General features: G+C 66.6%; 19 protein-coding genes and 1 pseudogene. 9 read left to right on the top strand and 11 right to left on the bottom strand.

Going from position 1 to position 18996, the window contains the following annotated elements; genetic code table 11:
• The 5 genes from BN4348_RS42250 to BN4348_RS42230 form a co-directional block, all read right to left on the bottom strand.
• On the bottom strand, positions 1-873 hold the full coding sequence (locus BN4348_RS42250; protein WP_066913069.1) for an MlaE family ABC transporter permease: 873 nt from the start codon (positions 871-873) through the stop codon (positions 1-3).
• A gap of 1 nt (position 874) precedes the next feature.
• Positions 875-1627 carry an MlaE family ABC transporter permease gene (locus BN4348_RS42245; RefSeq protein WP_372514065.1) on the bottom strand — a complete coding sequence of 251 codons (753 nt, stop codon included), beginning with the start codon at positions 1625-1627 and terminating at the stop codon, positions 875-877.
• Between the two features lie 411 nt (positions 1628-2038).
• The gene (locus BN4348_RS42240) at positions 2039-2794 is read right to left on the bottom strand and encodes a TetR/AcrR family transcriptional regulator (protein WP_235852730.1); all 756 of its coding nucleotides are present in this window, start codon (positions 2792-2794) and stop codon (positions 2039-2041) included.
• A gap of 133 nt (positions 2795-2927) precedes the next feature.
• Complete coding sequence (locus tag BN4348_RS42235) at positions 2928-3245, bottom strand: hypothetical protein (protein WP_066913063.1); 318 nt, start codon at positions 3243-3245, stop codon at positions 2928-2930.
• A gap of 169 nt (positions 3246-3414) precedes the next feature.
• Positions 3415-4737, bottom strand: coding sequence for an acyltransferase family protein (locus tag BN4348_RS42230; RefSeq protein WP_066913061.1), 1323 nt, complete (start codon positions 4735-4737; stop codon positions 3415-3417).
• Positions 4738-4791: 54 nt separating this feature from the next.
• Here BN4348_RS42230 and BN4348_RS42225 point away from each other — a divergent pair, with 54 nt between their 5' ends.
• Positions 4792-5763, top strand: a complete 972-nt coding sequence (locus BN4348_RS42225; protein ID WP_066913059.1) for an aldo/keto reductase — start codon at positions 4792-4794, stop codon at positions 5761-5763.
• Positions 5748-6005 (top strand): annotated as a pseudogene (locus BN4348_RS42220) (NAD(P)H-binding protein); the annotation flags it as partial. The gene BN4348_RS42225 and the pseudogene BN4348_RS42220, both read left to right, overlap by 16 nt.
• A gap of 31 nt (positions 6006-6036) precedes the next feature.
• Here BN4348_RS42220 and BN4348_RS42215 read toward each other — a convergent pair.
• Complete coding sequence (locus BN4348_RS42215; RefSeq protein ID WP_066913057.1) at positions 6037-7137, bottom strand: NAD-dependent epimerase/dehydratase family protein; 1101 nt, start codon at positions 7135-7137, stop codon at positions 6037-6039.
• A 6-nt stretch (positions 7138-7143) separates the two neighbouring features.
• Complete coding sequence (locus BN4348_RS42210) at positions 7144-7662, bottom strand: nuclear transport factor 2 family protein (protein WP_066913055.1); 519 nt, start codon at positions 7660-7662, stop codon at positions 7144-7146.
• A gap of 182 nt (positions 7663-7844) precedes the next feature.
• Here BN4348_RS42210 and BN4348_RS42205 point away from each other — a divergent pair, with 182 nt between their 5' ends.
• The 6 genes from BN4348_RS42205 (at position 7845) to BN4348_RS42180 (ending at position 13004) form a co-directional block, all read left to right on the top strand.
• Positions 7845-8864 (top strand): zinc-dependent alcohol dehydrogenase family protein, encoded by a 1020-nt coding sequence (locus BN4348_RS42205; protein ID WP_160040443.1) that lies wholly within the window; start codon positions 7845-7847, stop codon positions 8862-8864.
• A gap of 28 nt (positions 8865-8892) precedes the next feature.
• Positions 8893-9258 (top strand): DUF1801 domain-containing protein, encoded by a 366-nt coding sequence (locus BN4348_RS42200; RefSeq protein WP_066913051.1) that lies wholly within the window; start codon positions 8893-8895, stop codon positions 9256-9258.
• Between the two features lie 87 nt (positions 9259-9345).
• The gene (locus BN4348_RS42195; RefSeq protein WP_066913049.1) at positions 9346-10593 is read left to right on the top strand and encodes an acyl-CoA dehydrogenase family protein; all 1248 of its coding nucleotides are present in this window, start codon (positions 9346-9348) and stop codon (positions 10591-10593) included.
• Complete coding sequence (locus tag BN4348_RS42190; RefSeq protein WP_066913047.1) at positions 10590-11462, top strand: hypothetical protein; 873 nt, start codon at positions 10590-10592, stop codon at positions 11460-11462. The genes BN4348_RS42195 and BN4348_RS42190 overlap by 4 nt, the downstream gene beginning before the upstream one ends.
• A 292-nt stretch (positions 11463-11754) precedes the next feature.
• On the top strand, positions 11755-12084 hold the full coding sequence (locus BN4348_RS42185; RefSeq protein WP_160040440.1) for a DUF732 domain-containing protein: 330 nt from the start codon (positions 11755-11757) through the stop codon (positions 12082-12084).
• A gap of 137 nt (positions 12085-12221) precedes the next feature.
• Positions 12222-13004 (top strand): glucose 1-dehydrogenase, encoded by a 783-nt coding sequence (locus BN4348_RS42180; protein ID WP_066913043.1) that lies wholly within the window; start codon positions 12222-12224, stop codon positions 13002-13004.
• 77 nt (positions 13005-13081) lie between these two features.
• Here BN4348_RS42180 and BN4348_RS42175 read toward each other — a convergent pair whose 3' ends face one another.
• The 4 genes from BN4348_RS42175 to BN4348_RS42160 form a co-directional block, all read right to left on the bottom strand.
• Positions 13082-15979 carry an MMPL/RND family transporter gene (locus BN4348_RS42175; protein ID WP_066913041.1) on the bottom strand — a complete coding sequence of 966 codons (2898 nt, stop codon included), beginning with the start codon at positions 15977-15979 and terminating at the stop codon, positions 13082-13084.
• A complete protein-coding gene (locus tag BN4348_RS42170; RefSeq protein ID WP_211145714.1) occupies positions 15976-16410 on the bottom strand; it encodes an MmpS family transport accessory protein in 435 nt (144 codons plus the stop codon). The genes BN4348_RS42175 and BN4348_RS42170 overlap by 4 nt, the downstream gene beginning before the upstream one ends.
• 234 nt (positions 16411-16644) lie before the next feature.
• Positions 16645-17253: a TetR family transcriptional regulator gene (locus BN4348_RS42165; protein WP_066913038.1), complete on the bottom strand. Its 609-nt coding sequence runs from the start codon at positions 17251-17253 to the stop codon at positions 16645-16647.
• A 72-nt stretch (positions 17254-17325) separates the two neighbouring features.
• Complete coding sequence (locus BN4348_RS42160) at positions 17326-18210, bottom strand: alpha/beta hydrolase (RefSeq protein WP_066913034.1); 885 nt, start codon at positions 18208-18210, stop codon at positions 17326-17328.
• Positions 18211-18218: 8 nt separating this feature from the next.
• On the opposite strand from BN4348_RS42160, the gene BN4348_RS42155 reads away from it, so the two are divergent.
• Entirely contained in the window at positions 18219-18968 is a 750-nt protein-coding gene (locus tag BN4348_RS42155; RefSeq protein WP_235852729.1) for an aldehyde dehydrogenase family protein, read from the top strand.
• The last annotated feature ends 28 nt before the right edge of the window (positions 18969-18996 follow it).

Below are 18996 nucleotides of genomic sequence, written 5' to 3'. Positions count from 1 at the left end.
TTACACGGTGAGGTTGAAGTTCGGGCTTTTTCCGTAGACCGCCATCGCGGTCAGCACCACCACGACGACGATCGTGATCAGCGACAGCCGCATCGACCGGCCCACCGCTTCGCCGACGCCGACCGGCCCGCCGCTGGCGTTGTAGCCGTAGTAGCAGTGGGTGGTCATCACGACCACCGCGACCAGGATCACCTCCGCGAATGACCAGCCCACGTCGTTGAGGCGCAGGAACGTGTGGAAGTAGTGGTTGTACGTGCCGGCGGACTGCCCGTAGAAGAAAACCGTGGTGACCTGTTGGGACACGAAGGCCAGGGTGATCGCCAGCCCGTAGAGCGGGATGATGACGATGAGTCCCGCCACCACCCGGGTGGACGCCAGGTAGGCGACCGACCGGATGCTCATCACCTCCAGCGCGTCGATCTCCTCGCTGATGCGCATGGCGCCCAGTTCGGCGGTGGCGCCGGCCCCGACCGTGGCGGCCAGCGCCTGACCGGCGGCAACGGGCGCCACGAACCGGACGTTGACCAGCGCGGCCAGAAATCCGGTGAACGCCTCGACGCCGATGTTGCCCAGCGTCGCGTAGCCCTGGATGGCGACCAGTGAACCCGCGGACAGGGTGATGAAGCCGACGATGGCGGCGGTGCCGCCGACCACGGCCATCGCGCCGCTACCCATCCCCATCTGGGCGACCATCCGCAGCAGCTCTTTGCGGTAGCGGTGCAGGGCGAAGGGGATCTGCCCGACCGCGGTCAGCGCGAACCAGACCATCTGCCCGAGTTCGACCAGTCCCCGGACCGGGGCCTCCCCGTATCGGACGAGGGTGGCTCGCGGAAAGTGGAAACGCGCCGGCGTCGCCACTGTGGTCGCGGCCATGTCAGCGCCCCGTCCCGAACCGGACACCGATGGTGGTCAGCGCCGCATTGACCGCGAACAGCGCGATGAAGCAGAGCACCACCGTCTCGTTGACGGCGGTGCCGAGACCTTTGGACCCGCCATGCACGATCAGCCCGCGGTAGCAGCCGACCAGTCCGGCGATCAGCCCGAACGTCGCGGCTTTGATGAACGCGATCACCACCTCGGGAAGGCCCGTCAGCGCCGTCAACGTGGACAGATACGCACCGCTCGAGACGTTCTGCAGGTACACGCTGAACAGGTAGCCACCCCCCAGTCCGACGGCGACCACGAGGCCGTTGAGCAGGACCGCGACGATCGTCGAGGCGACGACGCGGGGGACCACCAGCCGGTGGATCGGGTCGATGCCGAGCACCTCGAGCGCGTCGATTTCCTCGCGGATGGTGCGCGCGCCGAGGTCGGCGCAGATCGCGGTGCCGCCGGCGCCGGCAACCACGAGCACCGTCACGATCGGGCCGAGCTGGGTGACCGCGCCGATGGCGGCGCCGGCACCGGAGACGTCGGCGGCGCCGATCTCGGCCAGCAGCAGGTTGAGCGTGAAGATGAGCAGCACGGTTTCCGGGATGGACACCGCGATGGTGGGCAGCAGCGATACCCGCATGAGGAACCAGCCGGTCCAGATGAATTCACGCCATTCGAACGGCTGTCGCAGGGCTTTACCGGTCAGCACGCACATGCGGAAGAACCCGCCGGCCACTTCGGTCCCCGGCCGCATCCGTTGGAGTGCTTTGCTGCCAATCGCGTTGGAGGTAGTCATGGGCGCCGGCAATCTCGACGGGGGATGGGAGCCCACGTCGCGCTAAGCGAACCGCGATGCCGCAGAAGATGTTTCAAGCTTCGCGCGGATTGCGGTGACCTACGGCGCGACGACCATGGGCGTGAGGCGCGTTGCAGCGCATTACTTCGCTCCCGGCGCCGGACGGCGGTCGCTGCCACCATGCTGCATGTCGCGTCTGCTCGCCCCACCCAGCAACTATGGCATTAGACCGTACGGTCAGTCAACAAACCTGATCAGCGGCGGCCCGCGAAGATTCGCCCTCGAAATGCCGGCCGCACTCCCTGAAGCCGGGGCGCGCTCGCATGACGGCAATTGCCGTCCGGCGCACGATATTCCGTCGCTAGACGGTCAACCTGTGGTAGCACCCGCCGCGGCAAGGCTTTCGCGCACCACCGCAACGACGTCCGCGGCGGGGTTCGCCCACCTGCTGAGCCCCAACCGGTCGAGCAGCAGCCCGCCGAGAAACACGTCGACGAAGGCGGCCCCGACTTGTTCGGGTGTCCGCGAATCGGCGGGGTGGAACCACACCCACATCCACTCCAGCGATCCCCACAGCTGCAGCGCCGCCAGTTCGACGTCCACCGTTCGGAAGACGCCGATCTCTATGCCGTTCCGGATCTCGTCAATCGCCAGCGTTTGCAATTGATGACGCAATTTGCGCACTTGCTGCATGGCCGGGTCATCCGACAACTGCACCACCTCGCGCTGGCTTGCCACCGTCGCGTCGCGTTCGGTGACCTGCAGCAGTGCGGAGGCGTAGATGATCGCGGCGATGCGCTCGTGCGGCGCGGCCAGTCGGTCCCATACCATCCGCAGCACGTCGCGCTGGCGGGTCAGGTGTGTTTCTTCGAGCTCGCGCAACATCTGCGCTTTGGTTCCGAAGTGATGAACGATGGTGCCCTTGGACATGCCGAGCTCGTCTGCGATATCGCCGATATTCGTTCTGTCGTAACCACGTTCGGCGACATAGCGGACAAAAGCGTCGAGAATTTCGCCGCGTCTTCCAGGCGATCTGGGCATCTTGAACTTGAACCCTTCGGCGTGGACTAACCGTACGAACGGTCTATCATAACCCGCGGTTCGCCGAAAATGGTCATGCGGCATCAGCGGCCACGGAATGCTGCGCGCGTGGCGGATCGTGGAGGATCGCGCGAGCTTAGCTCGCTACGCGAAACGGCCCCAGGAGGCCGGGATGTGAGGAACGCTCAAGATCAAAGCTGCCGGTGTGCCCGGGAGGTCAACAGGGCCTGAGATGCCCCGCGGCCTGTGCACCGTCCGGTGCGGTTATCACGTACATGTTCGCGCCGGGCGCGGACTTGACGTCGCCGGCGGCGTACACGGTCATCAGTTCCCGGCCATCGCCGTCCGCAACACACACATACGTGTCGGTCTCGGCGTCGTATTCGAAGCTGTCCCAGGCCAATACGAAAGCCAAACAGTTGCCGTCGCGATCTGTGACGACAAGCTTGTGCACACCCGAGTCCTTGAGGAGCTCGGTGTCCTGCGCACGCTGCTGGGCGACCGCGTTGTTGTGGAGCGTTAGGCTGTTTAACATCGGTGTACTCCCTTGGCGACGTTGTCTCCGTCTGGCCCGGACGCTGGAAATGGCGCCGAACCTACCGGAAGTCTCCTCCCATATATCGCTCCCGACCAGGGCATTACGGCCCCTGTCCAGGGGGCCGTAGGTCGGTCGGCAAACGGATTTCAGCGAAGACTCAAAGAATTCACCCGGCCGCGCGTGCCGGGTCGGGCGACCGCCGGCCGACCTTGCTGGGGCGAAGCGCGGCCAGCAGCACGCCCAGGGCGAACAGCGCCGCAATCAGCCAGGGGAAACGCCCGTCCGGCGCAAAGCCCAGGTAGGCGAAGAAGTGCAGACCTGCGGCGGCCAGCGCGACCCCGGCCAGCATGCAGACTTCACCCCAACGATCCGTGAGGGGTACGCCGCGCATGGGCAGCGCGGCGGCGAAGAAGCGTCGCCGCCACCACAGCAACCCCAGCTCGATCGCGGTCACCACGCTCAGGACCAGCACCCACTCCAACCGGGCCAGCCACCACGCCCCCGTGCCCTCCGGCGGTTGAGGCAGCAGACCCGCCGGATAGGCGACGATCGCGACGATCACGACCGGAATCATGTGCCAGAGATAGAGCGCCATCACGTTGTCGTTCACGACGGCCAGCGCCCGCTTGAACGGACCTGATCGCAGCGCGCGGTTCAGCGCCGGCGCGAGCGTCATGACCAATCCGGCCTGCGCGCATCCAAAGGCCAGCAGCGCCGCGTTGGGCGGCGTCGTGTTGTCGATGGTCTGCCCGGGAACCCCGATCATGCTGACGGGGTAGGGGCCCAGCCCGATCAGCAGCGCCAGCGCGATCGCCGAGCACACCGCGAGCAGTGCGGTCCTTCGGCCGGGCAACAGGCCAGCGCGCCAGGCGATTCCGAGCTGGTAGAACGTCCCCCAGCACAGCAGGTAGTTGCACCAGCCGAGGCGGTGCAGGTGGAGGCCGATCGCGAGCACGTCCACCGCCACGGCTCCCATCACCAGCGCCGCCGGCACCAGGAGACCCCAACGCCGTTGCGCGGCAATCGCAATCGGTGTCAATGACACCACGATCAGGTAGACGGCCAGGAACCACAGGTGCATGGCCACCGCCCAGCCCGCGTATTCCAGCACCGAACCGGCCACGTGCGCGACACCCAGCACCACCACGACGATCGACACCAGCGCGACATACACGGCGGTCGGTCCCAGTACCCGGGCCAATCGATGCCGGAGCCAGGTCTGGCGGGACACACCGTCGGTCTCGTGCCGATGCTTCCAGGACAACGCGCTGGCATATCCGGCGACCAGAAAGAACGTCGGCACCGCCTGAAACGGCCAGGTCAGCCACTGGGTCCACGGCAGGTCGACGAGCGGGTTCTGGCGACCGAAAGATCCGTCGTGGTAGGTCACCGAGCCGGCCAGCCAATGACCCAGCACGATGAGGACCACGCCCGACGCGCGATAGAAGTCGACGGCCAGATTGCGGACCGGTCGCGCGGTGTCGGGCACGAGCGCAACGGTACCCGTCCAACGGGTCGTGGTTGGTCAGCGCACAATGGGCCCATGAAACCGGCTCATCTCGCCGAACTTGAAGTCGGACGCCTCGGTCTGGGCGCGATGGGCATGTCCGTCGCCTATGCCGGCGCAGGCACCGACGACGCCGAAGCGATCCGCACCGTCCACCGCGCCATCGACCTCGGGGTCACGCTGATCGACACCGCCGAGGTCTACGGTCCCTACGTCAACGAAGAACTCCTCGCCCGCGCCTTGGCGGGCCGGCGAGATCAGGTGGTGCTGGCGACCAAGTTCGGCCTCATCTCCCACACCGGCCGTGCCGGGCTCGACAGCAGCCCCGCCAACATCCGCGTTGCCCTCGACGGGTCCCTGCAGAGGCTGGCGACCGACCACGTCGACCTCTACTACCAACACCGCCTCGACCGAGGCACACCGATCGAAGACACGATCGGGGCGCTGGCCGAGCTCGTCGCCGCCGGAAAGATCCGGCACATAGGCCTTTCCGAAGTCGGCGTCAACACCATTCGCCGCGCCCACGCCGTGCACCCCATCGCCGCCGTGCAGTCCGAATACTCACTGTGGACCCGAGACCCCGAGGACGGGGTCCTCGACGTGTTGCGGGAGCTGGGGATCGGATTCGTCGCCTACTCGCCGCTGGGCCGTGGCTTCCTCACCGGCGCGATCCGCTCCACCGGCGAGCTTCCCGACACCGACTACCGAAAGACCAACCCCCGCTTCTTCGACGAGAACTTCGAGCACAATCTCAGGTGCGCGGACGAGGTGCGTGACATCGCCGCCGACGCGGGCGCCACCCCGGCCCAGGTCGCACTGGCCTGGCTGCTGGCGAAAGGGACTGACATCGTGCCGATTCCGGGGACCAAGCGGGTGTCGAGGCTCGAGGAAAACGTCGCCGCCGACGCCCTCGAACTCGGCCCCGACCAGCTGGCGAGACTCGACCGGCTCACCCCGCCCGTCGGCGGCCACCACGCCGCCGCGCAAATGGGATGGATCGACCGCTAGTGGGTGCCCGCAAGAAGCTGGTGATCGGCGCCAGCGGTTTCCTGGGATCCCACGTCACGCGCCAGCTCGTCGCGACGGGCGCCGACGTCCGAGTCATGTTGCGCCGCAGCAGTTCCACCAAGGGAATCGACGACCTGGCCGTCGAGCGCTGCTACGGGGACGTCTTTGACGACGACGCCCTGCGCGCCGCCATGGACGGGTGTGACGTCGTCTACTACTGCGTCGTCGACGCGCGAATGTGGCGGTCTTCTTCGCGTCGGAAAGCTAGGCGCGTCAGTCGGTCGCGGCCAGCGCCCCGGAGCCGTACTTCTTCTCGATCAGCGCCCACGGGTCGGCGTACGGGCCGCGGCGCTCGGCCCGGCGCTGCAGCCGGAGTGCGGCGCGCACGAGCGGCCGCAACAACGGGCCAAGGGCCCGCAACACGATGCGCTGGCGGCCCTGCGATTCGGCGATCCAGGCCAGGGTCTGGCGCCAATCGTGCTCTTGGAAGTCGAGCAGCGCCTGCGCTTCGGTGGTGTCGTACCAGCCGGTGAAGCTCCACCCGCGGTCGTCGCCGGGGTCACCGGGCAGGCTCGCCGACGGCCCGAGCGGGCCCAGGCCGGCAGCCGTCATCAGGTCGTCCTCGAGGTCGCGCTGCAACATCACATACGTTTCGTTGCCGCCGATGAGCAGGACCCTGCCCGCGATCGTCGCTGCACGATCCACGCCGTTGGCGAACGCCAGCGCCGCGTCGCGCGCATCCACCGCGTGCATGCGGTTGTCGCCGGGCATCGAGCGCATCAGGGCCAGGTGGTCGCCGTTGATGTCGGCCTGGGTATCCGGCGAGATGATCCCACCCAGGCGGTACAGCGCATACGGCAGACCACTCGCCCGGATTGCCGCCTCGGCGAGGACCTTGTCCTGGCCATACTGATCGATCGGCTGCACCGGCGTGTCCGGGGTGATGCGCTCCGGGTGGCGGTGGGGGTTGCGCGAGCCGTAGACCGCGGCGCTGGAGGCCATCAGGAACAGCGGGGGATGGGGCAGCGTCGCGGCCGCCGCCAGCAGGTTTTCCGTACCACCCACATTGACGCGTCGCGCCAGCCCGGGGTTGCGGTAGGACGGCGGTGACACGATGGCGGCGAGGTGGATGATCGCCCCGGGCCGATGGGTCGCGACCAGATCGCGCACCGCCTCGGCGTCCAACAGGTCGACGTAGGCCGCAACCAGCGCGCCGGCGTGTTCACCCGCGCCCAATTCGGCTTGGGCCGCAACGGTTTTCTCGGTGCGCAGATCCATCGCCACGACGGTGCGTCCCCGCTCCAGCAGGAGCTGCGTGCATCGCCTGCCGACCTGGCCGAAAGCGCCGGTGATCAGAATGGTGTCAACAGTCATCGATGCCTACCGTTCGATCATCCGCCCGGCGAGCTTGCCAGCCACCCGCCGGATCCGGTCTGAAATGTAAACCGAGAACACCGGGGTGACGATGTCCTCGCGCAGCCGGGTCAGCTTGGAGCTCTTGATGAGCCATTGCCCGGCGACGCTCTCGTAGGTCTCGTGGTAGTGGCCGTACCCGACCAGGGTCACCCCCGGACCGAAGCGGACCACGTCTTGCAGGGCCCACACGCCGCGCGCCGTCGTCGCCGACGTCAGTTCGATCTCGGGCGCGTGCACCTGATGGGCGGTCGCCTGCGCGGGGCGTCCGATGCCCCTCCGGGTGAACGCCACGAAATCGTCGGCGCCGCGAATCAGCTTGCCGCCGGCCTCGGATGTGTCGCTCAGGAAATCATCGGCAAAAAGGGACCGCCACGCCGCCCAGTCCTTGGCGTCGAGGTACCGACAGTAGCGGGCCTTGAGCTGCTTGATCGCCTCGATCGCCAGCAGCGCGGCGACGCCGGCGTCGGTGGTCTGCTCCGTCATCGCGGCTCGATTCGGGTCGACCGGCGGTTCCGCCAAGCGTGACGTTTCACGCCGAAACTGTAACCTGTCACGGCGAGCAGACGCAGAATCGCACGATCCGGCCTCGATATATGCAATTCTGCGTCTGCTCGCACCTCAACCGGCGGGCCGCGGAAGTCCGCAGGGAAGGAGGCGGGTCTCGCATGAGCATTCCGGATCGCCAGCAAGCGATGGTGATGAATAGCCCCGGCGCGCCCCTGGAGACCATCGACAGGCCGGTCGGCGAACCCGGTCGAGGGCAGGTGCTGGTCAGGGTGCGGGCATCGAGCCTCAACTACCACGACAACGTCAACCTGATGGGGCTGCTCCCCGGGCCGTGGCCACGCGTGCCGATGAGCGACGGCGCCGGGGAAGTGGTGGCGGTCGGACCCGGGGTCGACTGGCCGCAGCTGGGGGACCGGGTGATGGGGGCGTTTCACCCCGGTTGGCTCGACGGGCCGCCGACACCGGAGTCCAAGCGCGAGCTGCCCGGCGACACCGAAGACGGCTGGCTGCAGCAGTACCGCGTCGCCGACGCCACGGGACTGGTGCCCACGCCCGCGCACCTCAGCGACGTCGAAGCCGCGACGGTGCCCTGCGCGGGCGTGACGGCCTACAGTGCCCTGCGGGAAGCCCACGTCGGCGAAGGCGACGTCGTGGTCACCCAGGGAACCGGCGGGGTATCGCTGTTCACGGTCCAGCTCGCCACGCAGCTGGGCGCCACCGTGATTCTGACGTCGTCGTCCGACGACAAGCTGAAGGTCGGATCCGGCCTGGGCGCAACGTATCTCGTCAATTATCGCGCGACACCGAACTGGGAGACCGAGGTCAAGCGGCTGACCGGGGGGCGAGGCGCCGACCTGATCGTCGACCTCGGTGGGCCCGCCACCCTGGCGCAGTCGGTGCATTCGGCGAGGGTGGGCGGCACGGTCGCCGTGATCGGCGTGCTGACCGGATTCGACGCGGCGCCCGTCTCGGTCGCCGAAGTGATGCTCAACAATCTGCGCATCGTCGGGATCACGGTGGGCAGCGTGCGCGCGCACCGGGAGTTGTGCGAGTTGATGTCGGGCGCGGGCATCAAACCCCATATCAGCCACGTCTTCGACTGGGCGAGGCTAGAAGACGCGCTGGCGGTGATGCGGGCCGGCCAGCACGTCGGCAAGATCGCGCTCACCATCCCCTGACGGCAACCATCGGGAAGGCACCGACACCATGACGGACTCTCCTTCGCGGCTGATCGACGCCCGCATCAAGGAGCTGGGTGATTGGCGCGGCGAAACGCTCGCTCACATCAGAAGATTGATCAAGCAGGCCGATCCCGACGTGGTCGAGGAGTGGAAATGGCGCGGTGTCCCGGTCTGGTATCACGACGGGATGATCTGCACCGGGGAGACGTACAAAAACGTGGTCAAGATGACCTTTGCCAAGGGCGCGTCGCTGGACGACCCGTCGGGGCTGTTCAACTCGAGCCTCGGCGGCAACACGCGGCGAGCCATCGACTTCCATGCGGGCGACACGATCGATGACAAGGCACTGACGGCCCTCATCCGCGCGGCGGTGAAGCTGAACGCGTCCTAGGCGACCTGTACACTCATTAAGCGGTGCTGTACAGTCGCTCAGCACAAGCTCGAGGAGGCCATCGGCGATGACGCGCAGGCGAATTCGGTGAGCGCCGAGTCGGTCGAGGAATTCCGCAGCCGAGCCAAAGCCTGGTTGGCCGCGAACCTGCCGCGGCTCGATTCCGACGACGCGATGGTCCTGGAGCGCGACGAACTGGCGTCGTGGCGGCGCGCGCGCGAACTGCAACGCAAGTTGTACGACGGAGGATTCGCCGGCATCTGCTTTCCGCGGGAGTACGGCGGGCTGGGGCTGGGCTACGAGTACAAAAAAGCGTTCGACGCGGAGGCCCTGGCCTACGAGACGCCGCTGCTCCTGAACATCCCGTCCTTCGCCATCTGCTGCGCGACGATCCTCGACATGGGCAGCGAGGAGCAGAAGCGCAGCCACATCCGGGCGGCGCTGCGCGGCGACGAAGTCCTGGTCCAGCTGCTGTCGGAGCCCAGCGGCGGTTCGGATCTCGCGGGCGTCATCACCCGTGCCGATCGCCGGGACGGACACTGGATCATCAACGGCGCCAAGACGTGGAGCACGTGGGCGTTCGCCGCCGACTATGGCCTGTGCCTTGCCCGAACCGACTGGGACGCACCCAAACACAACGGCCTGACGATGTTTCTGGTACCCCTTCGACACCCCGGGGTGACGATCAACCGGATCCGTCAGGTCAACGGTTCGGTCGAATTCTGCGAGGAGTTCTTCGACGACGTCGACGTGGGCGACGACGCCGTTGTCGGGGAGCCCGGCAACGGGTGGCAGGTCGCCTCGCGACAGCTCTACCACGAGCGGCGCACCATGGGCGACGGTTCGGAATACACCAGCGGCCCGGGAATCGCTGAGGCCGAAGACATTTCGATAGACCTGATGTCGCTGGTCGACCGCTCGAAGCAGGGCGACAGCGAACGCGTCCGGGAGATGGTCGGCCGGGCGCTGGTGCACCGGGCGGTGCACGCTCAGCTGAGCGAGCACGTCTTCCACGCCGTGGTCGCCGGAACGCTGCCCCCGGCCGCGGGCTCGATCATCAGGCTCGACATGGCCGAGGTGCACGACGTCGAGAACGACACCGCCCACGCCATCGCCGGCTCGGCGGCCGTAGTGCAGGACGACGCGGGGCTGCTCGACGTCGGCACGCGTTACCTGGGCCGCCAGATCGCCAGCATCGGGGGCGGCACGACGGAGATGGCGCGCAACGTGATCGGCGAGCGTGTCCTGAACTTTCCCCGCGAGTACGCCGCCGACCGCGGCGTGCCGTTCAACCAGGTCCGCCGGGGCAGAGCGGCAGAGGGAGTCCAGAAGTGAGCGACCAACTCCGTGACATCCGCGAGCTCGCCAACGACACCGACGCCTATCGCGACGAGTTGTTCCGGCGCTGGACGGGTCTGCTCAGCTACCGCTACATCGGGCGTAACCACTCGTCGATGAACATGGGCGAATCCGACGACACCGTCACCATCCGCCGCGACATGCGCAATGAGGCGGGCGGCCTGATGGTCGCGCCGCTGGCCATCTCGTCGCCGGAGGGATGTCAGACCGACATGGTCGCGGTCCCCAATCCGGTCATCGCGTCGGTACAGATCGTCGACCCCGGCTATGACGTCACGAGAATCGAGATCGTCGGGTCCGGCATCGTGCACCAGGGCCGGACCATGGGCTACGGCCGGTGCAAGATCGTGGATGCCGACGATCCCGACCGCGTGATCGCCTTCAACGAGGGGCAGGGAGCGGTCATCGGTGTCCCTCCGGAAGGCCTTGGCAAGATGGATGTTTCGGGCAGTGAGCTGGTGATCGAGGACTCGCCCGACCTGCCGCCGCTGTGGCAAGCCTTCGGTGCGGCCAAGCGCGACGACGGCCACTGGGTGCTGCCGGCGCTGAGCGCCGAACTCGCCTCGCCGGACGCCGCGCTGCACATCGGACCCCAACACGTCGTCCTCGAGACCGCCGCGATCGACCTGGCCGCCGACCTTGCCGGAACCAGGAAGGTCCAGGTGGTCAGCTGGCACGTCATGTTCATGTCCCGCGGCAAGGTGGGTCCCTTCCGCGTCGAAGGCACGGTGCACGGCGGCGTGCGCGGCCGCGTCGGCGTGCGCATGCTGCTGCACGACGAGGGAAACGCGGACAAGGCGATCACCTCCGCCGCGGCGATTTTCGAGGTCGTGGACGCCCGCTGATCGACCGCGGTTTGGCGCTCTCCCAAGCCGCCGGCCGTCTTCGGGCGGAACCGGAAGCCACCGGAATTACATGCTAACGGCGGGTTAAATTTCAGCTCTTCGGGAGCGGGGCGGCGGCGTGCGGTTGACGAAAGCACAGCTCACCCGGCAAAATCATTGACATCGGATACTATCGACAGTCAAAACCATCAACAGTGGCAACCATAGCGGGTTTGATGTGCGGCTCAAGTGTCGATCCGGATCGATGTAAAGCCTTGAAAGCGATTGGGGGACAACGATGAAGCGGCGTGAGATGACGAAGAGATTAACCGCGTGCACGTTCGGCGCTCTGTTGGCGGTGATGCTGGTGCCGGCGGGCGTCGCGCGGGCGGACCAGACGGACCAGGACTTCACCAACTTCCTCAGTTCCCACGGCGTCAACCTCGGTACTCCGGCGTTTAGCGTGAAGGCGGCGCACGCGATGTGCAGCGACCTCGACGCGGGCTATACCGAGAGGGACGAGGTGGACCAAATCACGGGGGCGCACCGGCTGCAGCCGACCCAGGCCCAGATGTTCGTCGCCGCGGCCACCGCGGATTACTGCCCGCAACACCATCCGTCCAGCGCTCCAAAGAAGAAGTAACGGCGTCCCCCCGCCGCCGACACAAGGGCGCCTCGTGCGCCGCCCGGACTCGGCCGTCCCGTCGGCGAAACCCTGGTCGTACACCTGTGTGCATATGTATGGTGCAACAAACCCATGGGCACGACAGGAGAAGACCAGTGGCAGAACGCTTGGCGGGAAAGGTCGCGCTCATCAGCGGCGGTGCGCGGGGGATGGGCGCCTCGCACGTGCGAACGCTGGTCACCGCGGGGGCCAAGGTGGTGTTCGGCGACATCCTCGACGACGAGGGCAAGGCGGTCGCGGCCGAGGTCGGTGAGGCCGCCCGTTATGTGCACCTGGACGTGACGAAACCCGAGCAATGGGAATCTGCGGTGGCCACCGCGTTGGGCGAGTTCGGCGGGATCGACGTGCTGGTGAACAACGCCGGCATCCTGAACATCGGCACCATCGAGGACTACGAACTCTCCGAGTGGCACAAGATCCTTGACGTCAACCTGACCGGAGTGTTTCTCGGAATCCGCGCCGTGGTGAAACCGATGAAGGAAGCGGGACGAGGGTCGATCATCAACATCTCCTCGATCGAGGGCATGGCCGGCACCATCGCCTGCCACGGTTACACGGCAACAAAATTCGCGGTCCGGGGCCTGACGAAGTCGGCTGCGCTGGAGTTGGGGCCGAGTGGGATCCGCGTCAACTCGATCCATCCCGGGCTCATCAAGACGCCGATGACCGAGTGGGTCCCCGAGGACATCTTCCACACCGCGTTGGGCCGGATCGCCCAGCCCAGGGAGGTCTCCAACCTCGTGGTGTACCTGGCCAGCGACGAATCGAGTTATTCGACCGGCTCCGAGTTCGTCGTGGACGGTGGCACCACCGCCGGCCTCGCGCACAAGGACTTCTCCGCGGTCGACGCCAGCCAGCAGCCTGAGTGGGTCACCTAGCCCCAACCCCACATCGAAACTGCGTCCAGCGCTGGAACATTAGGCCCTGGCACGCGCTGTGCGCAGGCTCGGCGCCGTCAGGGCGCCACCGCGAACGTTTCGCGCTCCTTTGCCGGCGTGGGCCAGGGCGAAGGCACCGGCCGTTGGCGCACCCGTTGGGGCCACCAGAACCACTTGCCCAGCAACGCGGCAATCGACGGGGTCATCAGCGACCGCACGATCAAAGTGTCGAAGAGCAAGCCGAGGCCGATGGTGGTGCCGACCTGGCCGATGACCGTGAGCTCACTGACCGCCATCGTCATCATCGTGAAGGCGAACACCAGCCCCGCCGAGGTGACCACCGATCCGGTCCCGCCCATGGCCCGGATGATGCCGGTGTTCAGGCCGGCGTGGATCTCCTCCTTGAACCGGGACACCAGCAGCAGGTTGTAGTCGGCGCCGACGGCCAGCAGGATGATGACCGACATCGCCAGCACCATCCAGTGCAGCTCGATGCCGACCAGGTGTTGCCAGATGAGCACCGAGAGCCCGAAGGATGCCCCGAGTGAAAGTAAGACGGTGCCCACGATCACCGCTGAGGCCACCACACTTCGCGTGATGATCAGCATGATGATGAAAATCAGGCACAGCGAGGCGATTCCGGCGATCAGCAGGTCATAGTTGCTGCCGTCCTGCATGTCCTTGAACGTGGCCGCGGTGCCGCCGAGGTAGATCTTGGAGCCTTCCAGCGGCGTGCCCTTGAGCGCTTCGTAAGTGGCCTTCTTGATCGCATCGATGTGCGAAATGCCCTCCGGCGTCATGGGATCGCCGTCGTGGCTGATGATGAAGCGCACCGCGTGCCCGTCGGGCGGCAGGAAATTCTTCATGCCCTTCTTGAACTCCGCGTTGTTGAAGGTCTCCGGCGGCAGGTAGAACGAGTCGTCGTTCTTGGATGCGTCGAACGCCTTGCCCATGGCGTTGGAGTTCTTCTGGGCCTCGTTCTGCTGATCCTGCAGACCCTTCTGGGTCGAATACATGGTCAGCATCGTCGTTTTCATGGCCTTCATGTTCTCGATCATGGAGGGCATCAGCGCCACCATCTGGGGCATCAGGGTGTCGAGGTGATCCATCACGGGCAGCAGGCTCTGGATGTCATCGGTCATCGTGTCGATGCCGTCGAGGGCGTCGAAGACCGAGCGAAGCGAAAAACAGACCGGGATGTCGTAGCAGTGCTTTTCCCAGTAGAAATAGCTGCGGAGCGGTCGGAAGAAGTCCTCGAAATCCGCCATGTGGTCGCGCAATTCGGCGATGTCGATGGTCATCTCGTGCATTTTTCTCACCATGACGTGCATGCTGTCGGCCATCTGCGCGGTGATGCTCTGCATCTTGACCATGCTGTCGATGGTGGTCTGCATCATGTCGGCCTGGTGCAGCATGTCGGCCATCTGATCCGCTTGATACTTCTGGTTCATCTGCTGGGAGACGCCCTGCATGCTGATCTGAAACGGGATCGAAGTGTGCTCGATCGGCGTACCCTGCGGCCGGGTGATCGCCTGCACGCGTGAGATGCCGGGCACCCGGAAGATCGACTTGGCGATCTTGTCGATGACCAGGAAGTCGGCGGAATTGCGCAGGTCGTGGTCACTTTCGATCATGAGGAGCTCGGGGTTCATCCGCGCCTTGGAGAAGTGCCGGTCGGCGGCCGCGTAGCCTGCGTTCGCCGGCAGATCGGCGGGCAGGTATTTGCGGTCGTTGTAGTTGGTCCGGTACCCGGGCAGGGTGAGCAGGCCGACGAGCGCGACCGCGATCGTCACGATCAGGACGGGACCGGGCCACCGGACGACGACGGCGCCGATCTTGCGCCAGCCGCGGATCCGCTGCGCCCGCCTGGGTTCGAGTGTCTGGCGGAAGCGAGACGCCACCGAGATGACCGCGGGGCCCAGCGTCAAGGCCGCCGCGACCACGACCACCATGCCGATGGCCAACGGGATGCCCAGCGTCTGGAAGTAGGGCAGGTTAGTGAAGTGCAGGCAGAACGTCGCGCCCGCGATGGTCAGGCCCGACCCGGCCACCACGTGCGCGGTGCCGCCAAACATCGTGTAATACGCGTCTTCTCGCGATTCACCGATCGATCGGGCTTCCTGATATCGCCCGATCAGGAAGATCGCGTAGTCGGTGGCGGCCGCGATCGCCAGCGTTACCAACAGGTTCGTGGCGAAGGTGGAGAGCCCGATGATGTTGTAGTAGCCGAGGAAGGCCACCATGCCGCGGGCGGCGGACAGTTCGAGCACCACCATCACCAACGTGAGCAGGACCGTGACGATGGACCGGTAGACCATCAGCAGCATCGCGATGATCACGATGAACGTGACGGTGGTGATCACCTGCAGGCTGCGATCGCCGGCGATGTGCTGATCCGCCTGCACCGCGGCGGGTCCGGTGACATAGGCCTTGACCCCGCTCGGCGGGGGCAGGCTCTTGACGATGTCCTGGACGGCCTCGACCGACTCGTTGGCCAGGGCCTCGCCCTGGTTGCCGGCCAGGTAGACCTGGACGTACGCGGCCTTGCCGTCGTTGCTCTGGACACCGGCCCCACTGAGTGGATCGCTCCACATGTCCTGGACGTGCTCGACGTGTTTGGTGTCGGCGTCGAGCTTTTTGACCATCTGGTCGTAATAGGCGTGGGCGTCGGCGCCTAACGGATTTTGGCCCTCCAGAACGATCATGACCGAGCTGTTGGACTTGTATTCGTGGAACACCTCGCCCATGTGCTTGGTCGCGACGACCGATTGCGCATCGTCCGGGCTCATCGAGACCGAGCGCATCTTCCCGACCTCGTCCAGCTGCGGGACGATCGTGTTGAGCACCGCGATGATCCCGATCCAGCCCAGGATGATGGGCACGGCGAAGCGTCGGATGAGTCGCGGGATAGCCGGGCGCACGGCGTGTCCGGTGCTGGGCAGGGTGTCGGTCGGGTGTTCAGCGCTTGCGCTCATGCGGATTTCACCAAGCAAAAGGTCAGGGCGTGCACGCCGTTGGTGATCTTCTCGTCCTTGACTTCGTCGTCGATGGTGATGCGACAACCGAGGCGGTCACCGTCGCTTTGCGCCGAGAGGTTCGGGAAGACCGACGGGGCGGTCGTGGACAGGACCAAGGTCCACGGCAGCGGCGCGTCGTCGACCCGCTTCGGGTCGGCGGACAGATCCAGGTAGTTGACGTTGGCGTGGCTGGCCGAGCCGAAGATCTCGTATTTGACGACCTTGGGCTTGAACGGCTTGGAATCCTCCTGCCGTGGGCTCGTCAGGACGCCGGTGTCGTTGGCCGTGAAGAACGACTTGACCCGCGCCACGGTGAACCCGCCGATCACCACCACCGCCACGATCAACAGCGGCAACCACGCGTTGCGCACGACCTTGGATAGCTGCACCTGCGTGGATTCCTCTCGTCGTCAAATCAACGTTGGTGCGTCGCCTTCGAGGTGATCACCGTATTAGGTTGCGCCACAACGGAGCTCATCCGGCGTGGTCGGTTTGGGTTGTCGGGCCCTGGGAAGTCTGTCCCTGCATCGCGAACCCCCGTCTGATGCCACCACAGCATAATACACCGCCTGCATAATTTGCAGACCATGCAAACGAAGGTGATCTAGCTAACTATCCGGCGGTCACTTCACGAAGATGCTGTTGACCAGGGCGGCGGCGCGCTCGACGTAGGGCATCGGCGTGTCGTCGAAATCCTGTGGATCGGCGCTGGCCCAGCGCTCGATGCCCGAACGCACGGCCGTCAACGCCAGCGCCGCGATCAGCGCGGGTATCTCGTCGTCGGGCCGCATCGCTTGGCGACGGGCAACGATGTCGGTCAGCTGGTTCTGAAACCGTTCGAGCTCGGCGAGGAACGCCGCCAACACCGCGGGGCTGGTCTTGCAGAGTTCGAGCATGCCGGCGGCCTGTTCGCGCAGCGGTGGCATGTCGCGCAGATGGTGCGCCGCGAGGGTGATCAGCTCCGCGAGGACCACCGAATAGGGCGCCGGCCCGGCCGCGACGAATTCCGCGGCGAGCTCCACGGGGAGGTCCGACGGGCCGTAGGCGATCGCGGACTCTTTGTTCGGGAAGTAATTGAAGAACGTGCGCGTCGAAATCCCGGCTTCGACACAGATCTCTTCGACGGTCACCTTGTCGAAGCCGCGTTCGAGCGCCAAGCGCACTGCGGCGTCGCGAACGTCGGCGCTGGTCTGGCGACGACGCCGCTCGCGCAGACCGAGGGGATTGCCCATGCCACTAATAGTTGCACAGACCGCAAACTTTGCAGTCAACACGTCGCGGACGGCGTGGGTGCGCCGCCCGGCTCACGGGCTCGGCGGGGCGAGGGCGTCGCGCAGGTGATCGCACTGGCTGGCGAAGAACTTAACCGAAATCGGCGCCTTGTCCGCGATCTGGTCGAACGCGTGAAACGCTCCCGGCACGATCTCCTCGTGCACGCGAACCCCCGCCTCGCGCAGCCGTCGCCCGTAGTCCAGACACTCCTGATAGAACAGATCCAACGTCCCGACCCCGATCCAGGCCGGCGGCAGGCCGGAGAGGTCTTCCCGGCGCGCCGGCGCGGCCTCGGCGGGATCCGCGCCGTTCAGGTACCACCGCCACGCCTGCTGGTTGTCGGTTTCGGTCCACATGAGCCGCTTGTGACCGCTGCGGTTGGCGCCGGTGCGGTCGTCGAGCATCGGGTACACCAGCAGCTGAAACGCAAGGCTGACGTCCCGGCGATCGTGAGCCCGCTGCGCCACGGCCGCCGCGAAATGACCGCCGGCGCTGGCCCCGCCGACAGCGACGCGATCCGGGTCGACCCACGGTTGGTGCGCCAGCCACCGCAGCGCCGCGTAACAATCCTCGACCGGGATCGGGTAGGGGTGCTCGGGGGCCAGCCGGTGGTCCACCGCGGCCACCGCGACGCCGGTGAGATGCGACAGGTTTCGCAGGAATTTGTCGTCCTGTGCCGCGTGACCCATGATCGTGCCGCCGCCGTGGATCCACAACATCGCCGGCGCGCGGACCGGAAGGCCGGCCGGACGATGCAGGCGCACGGTGACGTGCTCGTTGACCGCGGCCACCGGGACGTGGCGGATCCGGCCCGCGTTGCCCATCAGGTTCATCAGCCGGCGCTGGATCTTGTAGCCCCGGTGCAGGGCGTAGCCGCGGGGCAAGAATCGGGCCGCCGCACGCAGACCGGGGTCCAANGGTCGACGTGGTCGCGCACGTCGGCAGCAGCGCGGCCGGCCGCGAAATCGCCCGCGCCTGCGCCGAACGCGGCGCGAAGGCGCTGCTGGTGAACGGCGGCAACGACGCGTTGATCGTCGACGCCGACGTCGACCCCGGCTGGGCGGCCGGCCAGGCCGCACTGGGCGCCTTCGCCAACGCGGGGCAGCTCTGCGCGTCGGTGGAGCGAATCTATGTCGTCCAGCCGATCGCCGACGCGTTCGTCGGCGTGCTGGCCGACGAGGCGGCGTCGTGGGCCGATCGGATCGGGCCGTTGGTCGACGAGCGCCATCGCGATCACGTGCACGCGCACGTCGACGACGCGGTCCGGCGCGGCGCCCACGTCTTGGCCGGCGGCGAACCGGGACCGGGGCCGGGGGCGTTCTATCCGCCCACGGTGCTGACCGACTGCACGCCGGACATGCTGGTGATGAGCGAGGAAACGTTCGGCCCGATCGCGGCGGTGCGAATGGTTCCCGACTTCGCCGGCGCCCTGTTCGAGGCGGCCGACGACCGTTACGGTCTCGCCGCGACCGTGCTGACCGGCGACATGTCGCATGCGCAGGAGGCGTGGCACGCCCTGCCGGTGGGCACCGTCAAGATCAACAATGTGTTCGGCGGCGCCCCCGGGGGCGCGTCCCAGCCGCGCCGCGCCAGCGGCGCCGGGTTCGGCTTCGGTCCCGAGCTCCTTGACGAGATGACCACGATGAAGGTGGTGCACTGGTCGGCGCCGGCCTGATGGCCCGCGAAAGTGCGACTGCCGACGT

Source organism: Mycobacterium interjectum (genome assembly GCF_900078675.2).
Lineage (GTDB): Bacteria > Actinomycetota > Actinomycetes > Mycobacteriales > Mycobacteriaceae > Mycobacterium > Mycobacterium interjectum.
The sequence above is the reverse complement of the archived record's forward strand: the minus strand, read 5'-3'. Positions and strand labels throughout refer to the sequence as shown.

What these genes read in the sequence shown, in the direction of transcription:
- BN4348_RS42250 (WP_066913069.1), bottom strand. Translation starts at nt 873, where the DNA reads ATGGCCGCGACCACAGTGGCGACGCCGGCGCGTTTCCACTTTCCGCGA.
- BN4348_RS42245 (WP_372514065.1), bottom strand. Translation starts at nt 1,627, where the DNA reads ATGCGGCCGGGGACCGAAGTGGCCGGCGGGTTCTTCCGCATGTGCGTG.
- BN4348_RS42240 (WP_235852730.1), bottom strand. Translation starts at nt 2,794, where the DNA reads ATGCCGCATGACCATTTTCGGCGAACCGCGGGTTATGATAGACCGTTC.
- BN4348_RS42235 (WP_066913063.1), bottom strand. Translation starts at nt 3,245, where the DNA reads ATGTTAAACAGCCTAACGCTCCACAACAACGCGGTCGCCCAGCAGCGT.
- BN4348_RS42225 (WP_066913059.1), top strand. Translation starts at nt 4,792, where the DNA reads ATGAAACCGGCTCATCTCGCCGAACTTGAAGTCGGACGCCTCGGTCTG.
- BN4348_RS42215 (WP_066913057.1), bottom strand. Translation starts at nt 7,137, where the DNA reads ATGACTGTTGACACCATTCTGATCACCGGCGCTTTCGGCCAGGTCGGC.
- BN4348_RS42210 (WP_066913055.1), bottom strand. Translation starts at nt 7,662, where the DNA reads ATGACGGAGCAGACCACCGACGCCGGCGTCGCCGCGCTGCTGGCGATC.
- BN4348_RS42205 (WP_160040443.1), top strand. Translation starts at nt 7,845, where the DNA reads ATGAGCATTCCGGATCGCCAGCAAGCGATGGTGATGAATAGCCCCGGC.
- BN4348_RS42200 (WP_066913051.1), top strand. Translation starts at nt 8,893, where the DNA reads ATGACGGACTCTCCTTCGCGGCTGATCGACGCCCGCATCAAGGAGCTG.
- BN4348_RS42185 (WP_160040440.1), top strand. Translation starts at nt 11,755, where the DNA reads ATGACGAAGAGATTAACCGCGTGCACGTTCGGCGCTCTGTTGGCGGTG.
- BN4348_RS42175 (WP_066913041.1), bottom strand. Translation starts at nt 15,979, where the DNA reads ATGAGCGCAAGCGCTGAACACCCGACCGACACCCTGCCCAGCACCGGA.
- BN4348_RS42165 (WP_066913038.1), bottom strand. Translation starts at nt 17,253, where the DNA reads ATGGGCAATCCCCTCGGTCTGCGCGAGCGGCGTCGTCGCCAGACCAGC.